The 17,732-nt window shown below is 71.0% G+C and carries 17 protein-coding genes; 6 read left to right on the plus strand and 11 right to left on the minus strand.

The window, feature by feature from the left end; all coding sequences use genetic code 11:
* Positions 1–7: 7 nt before the first annotated feature.
* A complete protein-coding gene (locus ACIRP2_RS25360) occupies positions 8–1,030 on the minus strand; it encodes a phosphotransferase family protein (RefSeq protein WP_404253982.1) in 1,023 nt (340 codons plus the stop codon).
* A 152-nt stretch (positions 1,031–1,182) separates the two neighbouring features.
* Between ACIRP2_RS25360 and ACIRP2_RS25365 the strand changes: the two genes are divergently transcribed.
* Positions 1,183–2,472 carry a glucarate dehydratase family protein gene (locus ACIRP2_RS25365; RefSeq protein WP_404253984.1) on the plus strand — a complete coding sequence of 430 codons (1,290 nt, stop codon included), beginning with the start codon at positions 1,183–1,185 and terminating at the stop codon, positions 2,470–2,472.
* Between the two features lie 68 nt (positions 2,473–2,540).
* A complete protein-coding gene (locus ACIRP2_RS25370) occupies positions 2,541–3,485 on the plus strand; it encodes an NADP-dependent oxidoreductase (RefSeq protein ID WP_404253986.1) in 945 nt (314 codons plus the stop codon).
* A 27-nt stretch (positions 3,486–3,512) separates the two neighbouring features.
* Here ACIRP2_RS25370 and ACIRP2_RS25375 read toward each other — a convergent pair whose 3' ends face one another.
* From ACIRP2_RS25375 to ACIRP2_RS25400, 6 genes are all read right to left on the minus strand, one after another.
* Positions 3,513–3,824: a DUF202 domain-containing protein gene (locus tag ACIRP2_RS25375; protein WP_404253988.1), complete on the minus strand. Its 312-nt coding sequence runs from the start codon at positions 3,822–3,824 to the stop codon at positions 3,513–3,515.
* On the minus strand, positions 3,821–4,216 hold the full coding sequence (locus ACIRP2_RS25380; protein ID WP_351074890.1) for a DUF202 domain-containing protein: 396 nt from the start codon (positions 4,214–4,216) through the stop codon (positions 3,821–3,823). Before ACIRP2_RS25380 ends, ACIRP2_RS25375 begins: the two co-directional genes overlap by 4 nt.
* Before the next feature lie 127 nt (positions 4,217–4,343).
* Entirely contained in the window at positions 4,344–4,865 is a 522-nt protein-coding gene (locus ACIRP2_RS25385; RefSeq protein ID WP_404253990.1) for an NUDIX hydrolase, read from the minus strand.
* A 31-nt stretch (positions 4,866–4,896) separates the two neighbouring features.
* On the minus strand, positions 4,897–5,670 hold the full coding sequence (locus ACIRP2_RS25390) for a glucose 1-dehydrogenase (RefSeq protein ID WP_404253992.1): 774 nt from the start codon (positions 5,668–5,670) through the stop codon (positions 4,897–4,899).
* The gene (locus ACIRP2_RS25395; protein ID WP_404253994.1) at positions 5,667–6,329 is read right to left on the minus strand and encodes a TetR/AcrR family transcriptional regulator; all 663 of its coding nucleotides are present in this window, start codon (positions 6,327–6,329) and stop codon (positions 5,667–5,669) included. Before ACIRP2_RS25395 ends, ACIRP2_RS25390 begins: the two co-directional genes overlap by 4 nt.
* A gap of 72 nt (positions 6,330–6,401) precedes the next feature.
* Positions 6,402–7,295 (minus strand): DMT family transporter, encoded by an 894-nt coding sequence (locus ACIRP2_RS25400; RefSeq protein ID WP_404253996.1) that lies wholly within the window; start codon positions 7,293–7,295, stop codon positions 6,402–6,404.
* Between the two features lie 204 nt (positions 7,296–7,499).
* Here ACIRP2_RS25400 and ACIRP2_RS25405 point away from each other — a divergent pair, with 204 nt between their 5' ends.
* The 3 genes from ACIRP2_RS25405 (at position 7,500) to ACIRP2_RS25415 (ending at position 11,635) form a co-directional block, all read left to right on the plus strand.
* A complete protein-coding gene (locus ACIRP2_RS25405) occupies positions 7,500–9,155 on the plus strand; it encodes an FAD-binding dehydrogenase (RefSeq protein WP_404253998.1) in 1,656 nt (551 codons plus the stop codon).
* Complete coding sequence (locus tag ACIRP2_RS25410) at positions 9,097–9,612, plus strand: hypothetical protein (protein ID WP_404254000.1); 516 nt, start codon at positions 9,097–9,099, stop codon at positions 9,610–9,612. The genes ACIRP2_RS25405 and ACIRP2_RS25410 overlap by 59 nt, the downstream gene beginning before the upstream one ends.
* 202 nt (positions 9,613–9,814) lie before the next feature.
* Complete coding sequence (locus ACIRP2_RS25415) at positions 9,815–11,635, plus strand: acyl-CoA dehydrogenase (RefSeq protein WP_404254002.1); 1,821 nt, start codon at positions 9,815–9,817, stop codon at positions 11,633–11,635.
* A 300-nt stretch (positions 11,636–11,935) separates the two neighbouring features.
* Here ACIRP2_RS25415 and ACIRP2_RS25420 read toward each other — a convergent pair whose 3' ends face one another.
* The 3 genes from ACIRP2_RS25420 to ACIRP2_RS25430 form a co-directional block, all read right to left on the minus strand.
* Positions 11,936–12,385, minus strand: a complete 450-nt coding sequence (locus ACIRP2_RS25420; RefSeq protein ID WP_404254004.1) for an ASCH domain-containing protein — start codon at positions 12,383–12,385, stop codon at positions 11,936–11,938.
* A 454-nt stretch (positions 12,386–12,839) separates the two neighbouring features.
* Positions 12,840–14,237, minus strand: a complete 1,398-nt coding sequence (locus ACIRP2_RS25425; protein WP_404254006.1) for a GntP family permease — start codon at positions 14,235–14,237, stop codon at positions 12,840–12,842.
* 11 nt (positions 14,238–14,248) lie between these two features.
* A complete protein-coding gene (locus ACIRP2_RS25430) occupies positions 14,249–14,758 on the minus strand; it encodes a gluconokinase (protein WP_351084232.1) in 510 nt (169 codons plus the stop codon).
* A gap of 145 nt (positions 14,759–14,903) precedes the next feature.
* Between ACIRP2_RS25430 and ACIRP2_RS25435 the strand changes: the two genes are divergently transcribed.
* Positions 14,904–15,605: an FCD domain-containing protein gene (locus ACIRP2_RS25435; protein WP_351084230.1), complete on the plus strand. Its 702-nt coding sequence runs from the start codon at positions 14,904–14,906 to the stop codon at positions 15,603–15,605.
* 193 nt (positions 15,606–15,798) lie between these two features.
* Here ACIRP2_RS25435 and phsA read toward each other — a convergent pair whose 3' ends face one another.
* Complete coding sequence (phsA, locus tag ACIRP2_RS25440; protein WP_404254009.1) at positions 15,799–17,718, minus strand: O-aminophenol oxidase PhsA; 1,920 nt, start codon at positions 17,716–17,718, stop codon at positions 15,799–15,801.
* Between the last annotated feature and the right edge of the window lie 14 nt (positions 17,719–17,732).

Raw genomic sequence — 17,732 nt, forward strand, 5'->3', positions numbered from 1 at the left:
GCGGTGATCAGCCTTCCTGGAGGGTCGTGAGGCCGTGCTCGATGAAGACGGGGACGAGGTCGCCGATGCGGTCGAAGCCGGTGCCGACGGTCCGGCCCAGGGTGTAGCGGTAGTGGATGCCCTCCAGGATCACGGCGAGCTTGAACCAGGCGAACGCCGTGTACCAGGGGATGGCGGAGGTGTCCCGGCCGGAGCGCGCGGCATAGCGCTCGATCAGTTCGGCGGGAGCGGGGTGGCCGGCCGCGCCGCTGGTGGTGGACACCGGGGAGTTCTTCAGGCCGAGGTCGGAGCTGTACATCACCAGCAGGCCGAGATCGGTCAGCGGGTCGCCGAGCGTCGACATCTCCCAGTCGAGGACGGCCTTGATCCGGTCGTCGGGGCCGATCAGGACGTTGTCCAGGCGGTAGTCGCCGTGTACGACGGTGGGTGCGGGGGAGACGGGGAGCTCACGGCCGAGCGCGGCGTGCAGTTCGTCGATCCCGGGCAGTTCGCGGTTGCGGGAGGCGTCCAGCTGCTTGCCCCAGCGGCGCAGCTGCCGGTCGAGGAAGCCCTCGGGGCGGCCGAAGTCGCCGAGCCCGACGGATCCCGGGTCCACGGCGTGCAGGGCGACCAGGGTGTCGACGAGGCCGAGGACGGCCTCCCGGGTGCGTTCGGCGCCCAGCGGGGCGAGCTGCTCGGCCGTGCGGTACGGCGTGCCCTCGACGTACTCCATGACGTAGAAGGGCGACCCGATCACCGAGTCGTCCTCGCAGAGCAGCACCGGTTCGGGCACCGGGACGGCCGTCGGGTGCAGGGCGCTGATGACCCGGTGCTCGCGCTTCATGTCGTGCGCGGTGGCCAGCACATGACCCAGCGGGGGCCTGCGGACGACCCAGCGCCCGGCACCGTCCGTGACGAGGTACGTCAGATTCGACCGGCCGCCCTCGATGAGCCGGGCTTCGAGCGGTCCGTGCACCAGGCCCGGCCGCTCGCGGTCGAGATGTCCGCGCAGCCGGTCGAGGTCGAGACCTGGCGGTTGGACTGGGCTCATCGTGCGCACCTCCGGGGTGAGAGACGGTCGGTGTTCATGATGCCGACCAGTCGGTATGTCGTCCAGTGAACCGCCCGGATCCGACGGGCGGACTCCGGTCCGGCGTGGCCCGATGTCTGGTGTCGAGTCGCATCCCTGAATAGAGTTCATGTATGAAACCAGGGTTCCTCATCGAAGACGTCCGGTTGACCCCGATCCTGATAGCCGACCCTCCCCTGCTCAACACCCAGGGCGTGCACCAGCCGTACACCCCGCGGCTCATCGTGGAAGTCGTCACCCGCGGGGGCGTGACCGGTGTCGGGGAGACGTACGGGGACGGCAAGTACCTCGAACTCGCCCGGCCGCTCGCCACCGCCCTGGTCGGACGCCCGGTCAGTGATCTGAACGGCCTGTTCGCACTGGCCGAGGAGGTGTGCGGTGATTCACGCGCGGCCGACGAGCGTGTCGACGCGGGCGGTCTGCGCGGCGTCCAGACCGCCGACAAGCTCCGCCTCTCCGTCGTCTCCGGCTTCGAGGTCGCCTGCCTGGACGCGCTGGGCAGGTCCCTCGGGCTGCCCGTGCACGCCCTGCTCGGCGGCAGGCTCCGCGACGACGTCGAGTACAGCGCGTACCTCTTCCACCGCTGGGCGGCTCACCCGGAGGGCGGCGAGCCGGACGACTGGGGCGCCGCCGTCGACCCGGCCGGAGTCGTCGCCCAGGCCCGGCGCTTCGCCCGCGAGCACGGCTTCACCTCCTTCAAGCTCAAGGGCGGCGTCTTCGAACCCGACCGGGAGATCGCCGCGATCCGCGCGCTGGCCGAGGAGTTCCCCGGCCGGCCGCTGCGCCTCGACCCCAACGGTGCCTGGTCGGTCGCCACCTCGCTGTACGTCGCCGAGCAGCTGAAGGACGTACTCGAGTACCTGGAGGATCCGGCGAGCGGCACGGACCTGATGGCCGAGGTCGCCGCCGCCACCGACGTCCCCCTCGCCACCAACATGTGCGTGACGACCCTCGCCGAGGTCCCGGAGGCCTTCGCGCGCGGCGCGGTCCAGGTGGTCCTCTCCGACCACCACTACTGGGGAGGGCTCCACCGCACCCGCGAACTGGCCGGGATCTGCCGCACCTTCGGCGTCGGACTCTCCATGCACTCCAACACCCACCTCGGCATCAGCCTCGCCGCGATGACCCATGTGGCGGCCACCGTCCCCAATCTCGACTACGCCTGCGACAGCCACTACCCCTGGCAGACGGAGGACGTCATCACCACCCGCCACGTCTTCCGGGACGGCCGGCTCACCGTCTCCGACGCGCCCGGACTCGGCGTGGAGCTCGACCGCGAACGCCTGGCCGTGCTGCACCGGCGCTGGCTCGACGACGACGGCACGATGCGCGAGCGGGACGACGAGGCCGCGATGCGCAAGGCCGAGCCCGGCTGGCGCGCCCCCTCGATCCCGCGCTGGTGACGGAGCGGTTCCCCGGGGCGCCCACGGCCTGAGTTGCGGGTGCCCCGGCCCGCGTCGAGGGTCGGTACATGAAGGCGATCAGCTACAGCGGCTACGGCGGTGCCGACGTCCTGGAGTACGGGGAACGGCCCGACCCCAAGGTCGGTCCCGACACCGTCCTGGTGAAGGTGCGGGCCGCGGCGGTCAACCCGGTCGACTGGAAGGCCCGCGAGGGCCACCTCGACTCCGGTCTGGACGCCGTCTTCCCGGTGATTCCGGGCTGGGACGTGTCCGGTGTCGTGGTGCAGCCCGGCGTCGCCGTCGACGAGTTCGCGGTCGGCGACGAGGTGATCGGCTATGTGCGGGAGGACTTCCTCTGCCGCGGTACGTTCGCCGAGTACGTCGCCGCGCCCGTGCGCACCCTCGCCCGCAAGCCGCTGAACCTGAGCTTCGAGGAGGCGGCGGGCCTTCCGCTGGCCGGTCTCACCGCGTACCAGGTGCTGCACCGCACCCTGAGGATCAGGGACGGCGAGACGGTGCTCGTCCACGCGGCGGCGGGCGGTGTCGGCTCGCTCGCCGTCCAGCTCGCCCGCCACGCGGGCGCCCGTGTGATCGGCACCGCGAGCGAACCCAACCACGACCATGTCCGGGCGCTCGGCGGGGAGCCGGTCGCCTACGGGGACGGCCTCGCCGACCGGCTGCGGGCACTGGCCCCGGACGGCGTCGACGCGGCGTTCGACACCGTCGGCGGGGAGGCGCTCCGCGTCAGCGCCGAAGTGCTGAGGCCCGGCGGCCGGCTGGCCTCCATCACGGACGCCGAAGTCTTCTCCTACGGCGGCCGCTACGCCTTCGTGCGCCCCGACGCCAAGGATCTCGCCCACCTGGCCGAACTGGCCGAGCAGGGCGTCGTCACGGTCCATGTGGACCGGGTCTTCCCCCTGGAACGGGCTGCGGACGCCCACCGGCTGAACGAGCAGGGGCGCACCCGGGGAAAGATCGTCGTCACCGTTCCCTGGGAGACTCCGGACGTCTGACCCGTCCGGTGCGCCGGACCCCGGCACTCAGAACAGCGTGGCCGCGGCGAACACCGCGAGCGCGACCGTGCACGCCGCCGCGGTCAGCGCGCCGAGCGCCGGGAGCGGCCGCGGCCGCGCGGTCCCCATCCCGAGCACCCGCCGGTGCGCCACGACCAGGAAGCCCAGCCAGGCCAGCGCGCTCAGCGACACGGCGAGGATCCCGACCGGCGTCGCGCCGCCGCGCAGCGCCTGCCGGACCGCGAGCAGCGCGGCCACTGTGCAGGACAGCGTCGTACGCCGCCACGCCAGCCTGGTCCGCTCGGGCTGCAGCCCTGGATCACGCCCGCCGTCCGTCACCGTCCCTCCCAGCCGAAGAGGACCACCACCACCATCGCCACGGCGACCACGGCGACCGCGAGACCCAGCAGCGACGGGAACCGGGAGACCGGCAGATCCTCCCCCCGACGCATCGCCCGCTCGCACCGCACCCAGTGATTGACCGCCCGCAGCGCGCACAGCACACCGGCCGCCAGCAGCGCCAGCGCCAGCCCCGCCCGTATGCCCCACGCCAGCTCCGGAAGGAACTGGTCGACCGCGAAACCACCGCCGATCAGGGCGAGTGCCGTACGGATCCAGGCGAGGAAGGTGCGCTCGTTGGCGAGCGAGAACCGGTAGTCGGGTGTGTCGCCCTCTTCGCGGACGCGCTGCGGCGCGAACCACAGGCGCAGGCTCTGCACGAAATCGTTCACGCGTGAACCCTAAGGGCTGTCCCCGCGCCCCCTGGCGGGCGCGCGACGAAAGCCACGGTGCCTCGCTGCGTTGCCGGAACGTCCCCATGCGTCTGGTATGTGACGTCCCTGCGCCTCGCGGCCGGGCTCAGGAGGCGGTCCCGCCCGCCCGGAAGGCGCGCAGCCGGTGGTACGTCTCCAGACCGTCCGGCACCCACTCCCAGTCGCCGAGCCGTGCCGCCAGTTCCGCGTCGGTGAGGAAGGTGTGCCAGGCGACCTCCTCCGCCTGCGGGTTCACCGGCAGCTCGCACCGCACCTGGTAGACGTGGCTCCACCAGGAGTGCTCCGCGCTCTCGTAGAGGAACTTGAACAGCGGCTCGGGGCGGGGGAGGCCGAAGACGCCCAGTTCCTCCTCGGCCTCCCGCAGCGCGGCCTCGTCGTACGACTCGCCCGCCCCGACCACCCCGCCGACGAACATGTCGTAGTGGGACGGGAAGACCAGTTTGGTGGGGGTCCTGCGGTGCACGAAGAGCCGGCCCGCGGGGTCACGGACCTCGATGAAGACGCAGCGATGGCGCAGGCCCCGCGCGGTCGCCTCACCGCGCGGGGCCTGCCCCACGACCACGTCGTTCTCGTCGACGATGTCCAGGATCTCGTCAGAAGGAGTCATGCCCCCATCCAACATCGACCGCCGGGGGTGATCACTGACCCATGACGTACTTCACGGTCGGGCCCGTCGTCCAGCCGCCGTCCACGGCCAGCTCGGCACCGGTGATGTACGAGGCGGCGTCCGAGAGCAGGAAGGCGACGGCCTCCGCGATCTCCGTGGCCTCGCCGACACGGCCCATCGGGGTGTTCGGGTAGTTGCCGTCGCCCTGCTGAATGCCGACGGACGCCGTCATCGGCGTGTAGACCATGCCCGGGTGCACGGAGTTCACCCGTATCTTCGCCGTGCCCAGCTCCACCGCGCCGACCTTCGACAGACCGCGGACACCCCACTTCGAGGCACCGTAGCTGGACGTCAGGGCGAGGCCCATCAGTCCGGCGGCCGAGGAGATGTTGACGATCGAACCGCCGCCGTTCTCCTTCATCACCGGGATCACCGTCTTCATGCCGATGAAGACGGCCGTCAGGTTGATGTCGATGACCTTGCGGAAGTGCTCGACCGTCTCGGTCTCCAGCGGCTGACCGGTCGATACGCCGGCGTTGTTGACCAGGCCGTCGATCCGTCCGAACTCGGCCACGGCGAACTCGGCGACGCGCTGCCAGTCCGTCTCGGAGGTCACGTCGTGGTGGAGGAAGCGGGCCCGCGCCCCGAGCGCGGCCGCGGTGGCGGCGCCCTCCTCGTCGAGCACATCGGTGATCACGACATCGGCGCCGCGCGCCACGGCGAGACGTGCGGCCTCGGCGCCGAGGCCCCGGGCGCCGCCGGTGATGACGACGGTCTTGTCGCTGAGCTTGTTCTGGTCGGTCATGACACTGTCCTTCGTGTGGTGCGGGTGATGCACGCGTCGCCCGGTACGGGCGCGTGCAGGAACGCGGTGGTGGTCTCGACGAGATCGGCGAGGAAGAACTCCTCGCCGGTCAGCGACCGGGTGCCGTCGAGACCCTGGCGGGCGCGGTCGGCCAGCGCCGCGCCGATCAGGGTGAGCGCCAGGTCCAGGCGCTCCAGACGCACGGGTCCGGGCAGGGCGTCGAGGCGGTCCCCGACGCGTCCGATGAGCCGCCCGTAGGCGGTGCCGTCCAGGGCGGGGTGCAGCCGGCCGGTCCGCAGCCCGGTCTCGTGGCTGAGCTGGGCCGAGATCCGCAGGCAGCGGCGGCCCCGGTCGTCGGCGAGCAGGCTCGCCTCGGCCGTCACCAGCGCGGTGAGCAGTTCCCGTACGCCGCAGTCCGCGGCCAGTTCGTCGAGCAGCGGTGCGATCACCCGTTCGGTACGGGCCTGCCGCCCCTCCATCACCGCGTCGAGCAGCCCGGCCCGGGAGCCGAAGTGGTACTGGACCGCGGAGGGGTTGCTCTGCCCCGCGAGTCGGACGATGTCCCGCAGCTGGGCGCCGTCCGTTCCCTGCGCGGCGAAGACCTCCTCGGCCGCGCGGATCAGCTTGTCCCTGGTCTCTGTCCCTGACGTTCTCGCCATGCGGACACTCTAATGCTGGCCATTATTAATAACCAGGGCGGTCACCCCCCCTGTGACCGGACAGACGTCGGTTCAGTTCGGCTGGAGACTCTTCTCCCGGCGTCCGCCCACGGGCCCCTCCGGCATCGCCGGATGCAGTCCCAGCAGCACGATCCCGACGACGATCGCCGCGAGGCCGACGGCCTGCCAGGCCAGCGCGCCGGCGTCGGTGCGCAACTGGTCACCGAGGAAACCGACCCCGCAGGCGATCCCGGCCAGCGGCTGGGACGCGGTCAACGGAGGCAACGAGACCCTCAGCGGGCCCGTCTCGAACGCGCTCTGCACCAGCAGCAGCCCCGTCACCCCCAGTGCCACCACCCCGTACGGCTGCCACGACGTCACCAGTTCCATCCACCCCCCTTCGGACAGGCGCTGGCCACTGAGCCGGGTGAGGGCGTCCTGGAGTCCGTACAGCAGTCCGGCCGCCACCGCGAGCAGCGCCGGGGCGGCGCCGGACTGCGAGCGCTTGGCGAAAGTGGTGAGCAGCAGGGCCGCGCCCACGACCGCGCCGATCAACAGCCAGTGCCGCAGCGGATCGGTCACCGCCTCGCCGCCCCTCGGCTCGCCCGCCAGCAGAAACGCGGTGACCCCGCCGGCCAGCAGCCAGAGCCCGGACCAGCCCTGCCGGCCGAGCCGCTGCCCGGTGCGATGGCGGGACAGGGCCATCGCGAAGAGCAGGTTGGTGGCGAGCAGGGGTTCGACGACGGACACCTCGCCCTTGCCCAGAGCCAGGGCGCCCAGCACCATGCCGCAGACCATCAGCCCGATCCCGGCCAGCCAGCTCGGCACCCGCATCAGGTCCAGCAGCAGCCGGGGCGAGAGGTAGTCGCTCCTCGGGGCGTGCGAAGCGGCGGCCTGCTGAAGGACGAAGCCGAACCCCAGACAGCAGGCGGCACTCACGGCGAGCACGAAAACCAGCACCGACACGCTTCTACCTCAAGTCAGGCCGGAGGTGGGTGATTTGTTTCGACGATAGCGCCTGCGCCCCGAGGGTGCGGCCGGAGTGCGGCCGACCGGGCGGTTGACGCCGCGGCGGCCGGTGCAGAGGATCTGACGCACGAGTAACTTCCGGCGTCCGAGCCGGACCGCCACCGTGGCCGTGACCGGATCACCCCGAAAAGGATGGAACCCATGGCGTACGACGCTGATGTGATCGTTGTCGGGGCAGGACTCGCGGGGCTGGTGGCCACCGCCGAGCTGGTCGACGCGGGCCGGTCGGTGATCCTGCTCGACCAGGAGCCCGAACAGTCGATCGGCGGCCAGGCGCACTGGTCCTTCGGCGGCCTCTTCCTCGTCGACTCGCCCGAGCAGCGCCGACTGCGCGTCAAGGACAGCCATGAGCTGGCCCTCCAGGACTGGCTCGGCACGGCGGGCTTCGACCGTGAGGAGGACCGCTGGCCACGGAAGTGGGCCGAGGCGTACGTCGACTTCGCCGCCGGTGAGAAGCGTTCCTGGCTGTACGCCCAGGGGCTGCGGCTCTTTCCCGTCGTCGGCTGGGCGGAGCGCGGCGGCTACGACGCGAACGGGCACGGCAACTCGGTGCCCCGCTTCCACATCACCTGGGGCACCGGCCCCGGCGTCGTCGCCCCCTTCGAGCGACGGGTCCGCGAGGGCGTGGCCAAGGGACTCGTCCGGCTGAGGTTTCGCCACCGGGTCACCGGGCTCGCGCGCACCACGGGCTCCGTCGACACGGTGACCGGGGAGATCCTGGAGCCGAGCGCGGCCGCCCGGGGCACCGCGTCCAGCCGGGTGACGGCCGGCACCTTCGAGCTGAGGGCCCAGGCGGTGATCGTCACCTCCGGCGGCATCGGCGGCAACCACGACCTCGTACGCAAGCAGTGGCCCGGTCGGCTCGGCACCCCGCCCGCGAAGATGCTCTCCGGCGTCCCCGCCCATGTCGACGGACTCATGCTCGGCATCGCCGAGGAGGCCGGTGCCCATCACATCAACCGCGACCGGATGTGGCACTACACCGAGGGCATCGAGAACTGGAACCCGATCTGGGCCAGGCACGGCATCCGGATCCTGCCGGGACCGTCCTCGCTCTGGCTGGACGCCCGCGGCAAACGGCTGCCGGTCCCGCTCTTCCCGGGCTTCGACACCCTCGGCACCCTCGAACACATCATGAGGTCCGGCCACGACCACACCTGGTTCGTCCTCGACCGGAAGATCATCGGCAAGGAGTTCGCGCTCTCGGGCTCCGAGCAGAATCCGGACCTGACCGGGAAGTCGGTCCGCGACGTGATCGGCCGGGCCCGCGCGGACGTACCGGCCCCGGTGAAGGCGTTCATGGACAACGGGGCGGACTTCGTCGTCGAGAAGGACCTCGGCGCGCTGGTCCGCGGGATGAACGCGCTCACCGACGAACCACTGATCGACGAGGCCGAACTGCGCCGCGAGATCACCGCGCGCGACCGCGAGATCGCCAACCCCTTCACCAAGGACCTCCAGATCACCGCGATCCGCGGGGCCCGCGCCTATCTCGGCGACAGGCTGATCCGTACGGCGCCGCCGCACCGCATCCTCGACCCCGAGGCCGGCCCGCTGATCGCCGTACGGCTCAACATCCTGACCCGCAAGTCGCTCGGCGGGCTGGAGACGGATCTGTCCTCGCGCGTGCTCACCGAGGACGGCACGCCCTTGTCCGGCGTGTACGCGGCGGGGGAGGCGGCCGGATTCGGCGGCGGCGGGATGCACGGCTACCGCTCGCTGGAAGGAACCTTCCTCGGTGGTTGCATGTTCTCCGGCCGCACGGCGGGCCGGGCGGCCGCGCGGGCGGTGGGGTAGGGCACGCACATCCTCGGGTCCCCGGCTTCCGGGCCCGCCCCGGCCCGCCCCGGACCGGGGCCGTGGCGTCACCGCCACCGTCGTCGGCGAGGCGTTCACCGAGCACGCGCGGGTCCTGCCGGGCGCGGAGACCGCTCCGCGGCGGGAGGCCGAGGAGTTCTTCGCCCGGCACGGCATGCCGCTGCCGATGAACCGGGTCGGGACCACATCGTTTCTGACTGTTCGTCAACTCCTTTTGGAGGCCGATGTCGTCGCGGCGCCGCCCGGCCTGTTCATCCGGGACGACCCCCGGATCGTCCGGCCGGCGGTGCCACTGGACCCGATCGGCCACAGCGTCGGGCCGGCTCTCTCGGCCGCCCGCGCGCCGGGCCCGTCGGCGCAGGCACCGATCCGGAGCCCGGAGGGCGTCGCCGCCCACATGGACCGGCGGGGCGCGGAGGGTGACGACTCCCCCTGATGGAGGCGGCAGCGGTGGCTGCTCCGTCTTTGAGCAGAGGCCCCGGCCCTCCGGGTGTCGGCCGGTCGGGGCCCTCACTCATTCCCTGACCCGAGCAGGGTTGCCGAGACCTCGAAGTGAGCAGATACCGTCATTCGGATGATCTTAATCGTGTTGATCACCACTCCGTGATGACCGAACGTATGAGCTAGCGTTCCGAAGCGTGATCAAGACCTCGCTCTCCTCCGACCAGGCAGCTTCCACCGTCGCGGCGCTGAAACGGGTGCTCTTCGGCGGACAGCTGGAGCAATTCCACGAGCCCTGGCGCAAGCTGTTCAGTACTGAGCCGTTCCGCTTCAGGGAAGGGCTGTCGCCCGATGAACGCGCCGCGCTGTCCTACGAGCGTTTACACCTGATCAACGACGCACTCGACAGCCCCGAGGACCTCGTGGTCGACGTGGAACGACTCGCGGCACTCCACGAGTGGGTCGGCCCGGTGGACGCGGGACTCGGCACAGTGGCGAGCATCCACTACAACCTCTTCCTCGGCAGCCTCCTCGATCACACGGCGGGCCCGGACCGTGATCTGCGGGAGTTCGCCGAGCTGCGGCGTACGGGAACGTTCCTGTGCACGGAGGCGGGGCACGGCAACAGCGCCGCGCAACTGGAGACCACCGCCACGTACGAACGGGCCACGGGCGAGTTCGTGCTGAACACCCCCCACGCGGCCGCCCGCAAGTTCATGCCGAACACCAGTCCCACCGGCGGTCCCAAGACCGCTGTCGTCGCCGCCCGCCTCATCGTGGACGGGAAGGACCAGGGCGTCTTCCTGTTTCTCACTCCGCTCAGCGACGATGCCGGGCTCCCGATGCCAGGGGTCGAGATACGCAGGCTGCCGCAGACGGCCACCGCCCCCGTCGACCACTGCGTCACGTCCTTCGACCATGTCCGGCTGCCGCAGGATGCGCTTCTGCAGTCCGACCACGGGCACCTCACACCGGAAGGCGTCTTCACCAGTTCGATCGGCAGCCCCCGCAAGCGCTTCCTGCGCTCCATCGGCCGCGTCACCACCGGCAAGCTCTGCATGAGCGGCTACAGCCTCGGTGTCACGCGCCACGCGCTCGCCGTGGCCGTACGACATGCCCACACGCGGCAGACTTCCGGGGTTTCGGCCCGTGGCAGCGTTCCGCTGTTCGCGCACCGCAGCCACCACGCCCCGCTCATCGACGCCATCGCCACCACCTACGCCGCGACGCTCCTGCACCGCGCCGCGGTACGGCAGTGGGCGCAGGCGACGGAATCGGAGCGGGAGAACGGCGAGCGGTTCGCGGCCATAGCCAAGGGCTGGATCACCTGGCGGGCCCGCGCAGTCATGACCGAGTGCCGCGAACGCTGCGGTGCGCAGGGGCTCTTCCTGGCCAACGGGATCGCGGGCCAGCTGGCGGCCAACGAGGGCACCATCACGGCGGAGGGCGACAACCTTGTCATCTGGGTCAAGGCGGCCGGTGAGATGCTCCTCGGGCACTTCACTCCGAAGGCGTCCCACGATGCGCCGCCCGAGGACCGCGAGCTCGACGATCCGGTCTTCCTCCAAGACCTCTTGGCGGACATCGAAGGCATCTGGCATCAGCGTGCGCGTACCCGCCTGCGCAGCGGAAAGGCCGGCGACCCTCTCAACCGATGGAACACCACCGTCACACCGGCTCTGGAACTGGTCGACGCGTTCGCGCACCGCCAGGCGGCACAAGCTCTTCTGGATGCCGCAGTCCAGGCCGATGATCCTGAGGCGGAGCGCCAACTGCTTCTGCTGCACCGCCTGTTCACCCTGCGCCGCGTCGCGGCCCACAGTGGGGACCTGCTCGCGGAGGGGCACCTGACCAGTGCTCAGGTGAGGCAGCTCCCCGACGCGGCCGAGAGTGTCGTCGAGGAGCTCGCCCCCCGGGCCATGACCCTCACGAACGGATTCGCCGTTGTGGACGAGGTTCTCCTCGATCACCCGATCAACCGGCCTGAAGGCATCGAAGGCAGCCCGCTGCCTCTGTGAGAACCGTCGCCGGACGGTCGGGCGAAGGCCGATTCCACACTGTCGGCGAGGGGCGGGCCGCATCCACCCCCCGGGGGGTGGGTGCGACCCGCCCCTCGCCGCAGGCGTGCGTGCTTCGGTCCGGAGCGACACCACGGGCCAGGACCTCGAACGCCCCCGTCGGCTGTCCGAACCCGATCCCGGACCCGGTGGATCAGGGCGCGTCTGCCCCCCGTCGGTCCGAGCAACCGCTCCACGCCCCCGGCGCCGACCCACGGACGGCCGACCCCGCCGCCCTCCTCTCGGCCCGACGCGTCCCGCCTACCGTTCCGCCTCACCCACGACGGGATCGAGCAGCTCGACGACCCGGAACCGTTCGGCGACGACCATGGTGTCGTCGTCGACCGTGAACTCCGGGTCACCGAGCGCCTCCCGCATCTCCTGGCTGTGCCAGAACTTCTCGTGCCCCGCACGCCACTCGGCCACCGAGGTGTCGCCCTCGCCCTCGTCGATCGCGTGCTGGAGATCGATGTCCCCGAGGCGCAGCACCCGTACCTCCGTCACCTCCAGCACCGCGATCTCCCGGCCGTCGGAGTCGATCAGCGCGGACCGCTCACCCACGGGAGGCAGCTCCTCCTTCTCCGCCTCGTACTCCGCGAGCAATCCGGTGGTCGACACCTTCTCGCCGGCGAGCACCGCCCCCACCAACCGGTCGCGCAGCGGCCCGGGGAAGGTGAGCAGAAAAGGCTTGAGAGGTTCACGGTTCGACATGGCGCCAAGTCTGGCATGTCCGGCCGGGCGCGGCGCCGGGACGCGCACCCGATCGGGCGTCTCCAACTATGGCGTGAACGGGCGGAGTTGACGTCGGGTACGGACAGGTACCCGCGGCCCCCGGTTCAGCGGCGCAGAGAAGCTGTACGCGGCCCGGACCGCGGGCGCGGCGCCGGTGACGACCGGCGCCGGGATTGCGGGCGCGGCGTCGGTGACGACCGGCACCGGGGCATCGATGCGGTGCACCGGTCTTGCGCCGCTGCCGTGGCGCACGAACGCGACCCCCGTCCACGACCGGCCGACGCTCGCGATCGGGATCGTGCCGACCGGGCACATGGCGATGGCGCTCGACCGGCCCGGGGCACGCCGTGGCATGCGTACCGGGCCGGTCGAGCGCCATCGGGCACGGTCCCGGCATGCGCCGTGGGGGGAGGACCGTGCGGGCAGCCGCTCGCTAGAGGACCAGCGACAGCAGCAGGATGAAGGCCAGCGAGACGACGGAGATGATGGTCTCCATCACCGACCAGGTCTTGATCGTCTGACCGACGTTCATTCCGAAGTACTCCTTCACCAGCCAGAATCCGGCGTCATTGACATGGCTGAAGAAGAGCGAGCCCGCGCCGACGGCGAGGACCAGCAGGGCGGCGTGGGACGTCGACATGTCCGCGGCCAGCGGGGCGACCAGGCCGGCCGCCGAGATGGTCGCCACCGTCGCCGAGCCCGTCGCGAGCCGGATCGCGACGGCGATCAGCCAGCCCAGCAGCAGCGCCGGTATCGACCAGTCCTTGGAGAAGTCCAGGATCATCTGCCCCACACCGGCGTCGATGAGGGTCTGCTTGAAACCGCCGCCCGCACCCACGATGAGCAGCACGCCCGCGATCGGGGCGAGGGACTTCTCCACGGTGGTGGAGAGCCGGCCCTTGGAGAAACCGGCCGCCCGGCCCAGCGTGAACATGCCGACTATGACGGCCGCGAGCAGGGCGATCAGCGGCGAGCCGATCACATCGGTGATCCGCTGGACGTGGTTCTCCGGGTCGTCCACGACGATGTCGACCAGGGCCTTGACCAGCATCAGCACGACGGGCAGCAGAATCGTCGCCAGGGTGGCGCCGAAGCCGGGACGACGGTCCAGCTCCTCCGAGGCCCGTTGCGGGATCATCTTCTCCGGCGCCTTGATGTCCACCCAGCGGGCGGCGTAGCGGGAGAAGACCGGGCCCGCGATGATCACCGTCGGGATGGCCACCAGCACACCCAGCGCCAGCGTGACACCGAGGTTGGCCCCGAGGGCGTCGATCGCCACCAGCGGGCCGGGGTGCGGCGGAATCAGGCCGTGCATCACGGAGAGGCCGGCCAGCGCCGGAATGCCGATCCGCATCAGCGAGAAGTTGCCGCGCTTGGCGACCAGCAGCACCACCGGGATCAGCAGCACGATCCCGACCTCGAAGAACAGCGGCAGGCCGATGATCGAGGCGATCAGGACCATCGCCCACGGCATGGCCCGCCCGCTCGCCTTCGCGAGAATGGTGTCGACGATCTGGTCCGCGCCGCCGGAGTCGGCGAGCAGCTTGCCCAGAATGGCGCCGAGTGCGATGAGGACACCGACACCCGCGACGGTCGAGCCGAGGCCGGCGGTGAAGCTGGCGATCGTCTTGGCCGGCGCGGCGCCGGCGAAGGAACCGAGCGCCAGCGAGCCGATGGTCAGCGCGAGGAACGCGTGCATCTTGAACTTGGTGATGAGCAGAACGATGACGGCGATGCCCGCCAGGACTGCGATGCCCAACTGCGCGTTGCCTGCCGAAGTGATGGGTTCGACGGCGTCCGCTGCCAGCATCTCGACGCTGAGACTGGTCACGGTGGTGATCCTTAGTTATCGAGCCGGCGCAACGCGGCGACGGCTCGCTGGGTGATTTCTTCGGGGGTGCCGGACACGTCGACCGAGACGCCGGCCTCGTCCTCCTGCAGCGGCTGCAGGGTGGCGAACTGCGAGTCGAGCAGTGCGGTGGGCATGAAGTGGCCCTTGCGCTCCGCCATGCGCGCCTCGATCAGAGCCCGGTCGCCGGTCAGATGGAGGAAGACGGCGCCGGGTGCCTCGGCCCGCAGCCGGTCCCGGTAGGCGCGCTTGAGCGCCGAGCTGCTCACCACTCCGCCGAGCCCCGCCCGGCCGTGTGCCCACTGGCCGATCGCATCGAGCCAGGGCCACCGGTCGGAGTCGTCCAGCGGCGTGCCGGCCGACATCTTGGCGATGTTCGCCGCGGGATGGAAGTCATCGCCCTCGGCGTACGGAACGCCGAGTTCGGCGGCGAGCAGGGGGCCGATCGTAGTCTTGCCGGTCCCTGCGACGCCCATCACCACGACGACGTGGGGGGTGCTCATTGGTGGTGCCTCGCTGTCCTCTTCGACGTCTTCCTCGACATCGGTCCGTCGCGCTACTGAAACCCATACGTACGACTTATTCAAGATGCTGTGACATAAACGTCGTACTTTTTGTTCCCGAAGGGGGCCCCGTAGGCTGGTGGCCATGACCACACAGGGCCCTGGGCTGCATACACATGTGCTGGACACCCTGGGCCTGGAGATCGCCGCGGGGGAGCACCGGCCGGGACAGGTACTGCGCACCGACGAGCTGGCCCAGCGCTTCGACGTCTCGCGCACGGTCGTACGTGAAGTGGTCCGCGTCCTCGAATCCATGCACCTGGTCGAGTCCCGGCGCAGGGTCGGCGTGACCGTGCGTCCGACCGAGGCGTGGAACGTCTACGATCCGCAGGTCATCCGGTGGCGGCTGGCCGGCGCCGACCGGCCGCGCCAACTGCGGTCCCTGACCGTGCTGCGCTCGGCGATCGAACCGGTCGCGGCCGGGCTCGCCGCCCGCAACGCGACCCCGGAGCAGTGTGCGGCCCTCACCGAGTGCGCGCTCGGCATGGTCGCCACCTCGCGCGGCCAGCAGCTGGAGGGCTATCTGGAGCACGACATCGCGTTCCACCGGATCGTGCTCAACGCCTCCGGCAACGAGATGTTCGCCCGGCTCGGCGACGTCGTCGCCGAGGTCCTGGCGGGACGAACCCACCACCAGGTGATGTTCGAGGACCCGGACCCGGCCGCGGTCACGCTCCACGTACGGCTCGCCGAAGCGGTGCGCGAGGGCGACGCGGTGGCGGCGGAGCGGCTGACGAAGGAGATCGCGGTGGGCGCCCTGCACGAGCTGGACGTACTCGCGCCCTGAGGCCCGTACCGCGCGCCTTTGGCATTCCTCCCCATGGAGCCCTCGTGCGCAGGTGCGGCGGCCGCGCCGTGCGTCCGCGGGCCGAGGGCGCGCGGGCCGGCCGCCGGCCGGGCGGGTCCACGAGGTCCGGGACGCACGACCGCCCCCGCGGGAGGAACCCGCGGGGGCGATCGGTGGGAGCCGGGTCGGCGGGTCAGCCGCCGTGCCCCGGGTGGCCGCCGTGCCCGGCACCGTGGTCGAATTTCAGCGCCTCCGGCGGCATCACGACGAACGGCCGCATCATGCCCATGTCCTCGTGCTCCAGCAGATGGCAGTGGTACATGAACCGCCCGTACGCCCCGTCGAACGTGCCGAGCACCTTCACCAACTGCCCCTGGGGCACCCGGAAGACATCCTTCCAACCCTGTTCGTTCGGCGGCGTCGGGATCTTGGTGCCGTGGTCGAACGCCACGGGGGAGCGGGTTCCGCCGACCGCGGGATCGAAGCCGTCCAGCGTGTACGCCTCCCGGCCCATCACCTGGAAGTCCGTCAGATGGATGTGCATCGGATGCGTCGGGCCGCCCAGGTTGAGGAACGACCACTGTTCGTACGTGCCCTCGCCGACGGTGAAGCCGAGCCCGTCGTTGAACGTCCGGGCGATCCTGCGGTACGTGCGCACCGTGCCGTCCTCGCCCCGCACCTGGACGACCCCGTCCGAGGGCACCCGCACATCGGCGCCTTCTTCGACCTCGGCCATCTCCCAGATCTCCGGGTGGCCACCGCCCCCGACCGTGCCCGGCGCCGTCAGCACGACGAGCCGGTGCCCGTGCTCCACCCCGCCGTGCTCGTACCGCCGGAAGGAACCGGACAGCACCTCGGGCAGCTCGAAACCGTCCCGCCGCCCCGTCTCCCGCACCCGGAACTCCATCACCTGCGGGAACGGCACACTCGCCGCCGGATCCGGCACCCCCGCAGCGAGCCTGCCCCGATTGACCAGGCGGACCCGGCGGCCGGCCAGGGCCGAGAAGTTGATCAGCAGATCCATCCGCTCGGCCGGGGCGATCGTCAGCTGCGGCAGCACCTCGTCGAAGTCGACCGGCACCGGACGCGGCAGCAGCCCGCCGTCGCTGCCGATCTGACGGATCACGCCCGGGACCGGATTGTTCTCGTCGTCGACCAGCACCAGATCGTAGATCCGGGCATTGGACGCGTTGACGAGCCGGAAGCGGTACCACGCGTCGTCCACGTCGAGGTGCGGCCAGATGCGCCCGTTGACCGTCGTGTACGGGCCGAGGAACGGGATGGACACCGGCTTCCCGGTCTCCGGATCCGCCTCGACGACCACCGTCGTCTTGTGCAGCAGCCGTCCGTTGAGCCGGCCGTCCTCGTCGGTGTCCAGGTTGCGGTCGGCGAGGATCAGCGGCAACTCCCGCTCGCCGGACGGCAGGCCGAGCGCGTCCTCCTCGTCGTCCCTGATCAGATACGTGCCGACCAGCCCCGCGTAGACGTTCCACCGGGTGATGTTCATGGCGTGGTCGTGGTACCACCACTGGGCGGCCTGGTGGTCGTTCGGGTACTCCGAGAGCTGCGCGTCGCCGAAGCCGACGGCGTTGTCCGCCCAGCCGTCGTTCCCGCCACCGGTCTGCGCGCCGTGCAGATGCGTCACCGTCCAGGCGGGCAGCGCTGCCACATCCGCGTTCGGCTCGGCCCCGTCGCGACCGGGCCGGTTGTGCGGCAGCGGCTCGCCCGGCTTCACCGGGCCGACCTCCACGGCGGTGACCGGGTACTCGCTGCCCCTGGGGATGCGGTTGGTCCAGGCGATCCTGATCCGCTCCCCGCGCCGTACCTCGATGGTCGGCCCCGGCACCGTGCCGTTGTACCCCCACATCAGCGTCGGCGGCAGCTGCGCGTGCAGCCGCACCCAGGTGGGTGACAGGGCGATCTCGGTCTCGCGGAGCACGTCGCCGCTGTCCGGGCGCAGCACCGGCGGCACGGGCAACGCGTCGGTGTACGGCACGAGTCCGCCGACGGGTGCGGTTGCTCCGGGAGCCGGTCCGGGCCCGTCGACCCGCTCGACGGTCTGCTCCGTGATCTCGGCAATCTCGTTCAAGGTGCTTCCCCCGTGATCCGTCATTCCTCTTCGGCCGG

The sequence above is a fragment of the Streptomyces sp. NPDC101194 genome, from assembly GCF_044767885.1.
Lineage (GTDB): Bacteria > Actinomycetota > Actinomycetes > Streptomycetales > Streptomycetaceae > Streptomyces.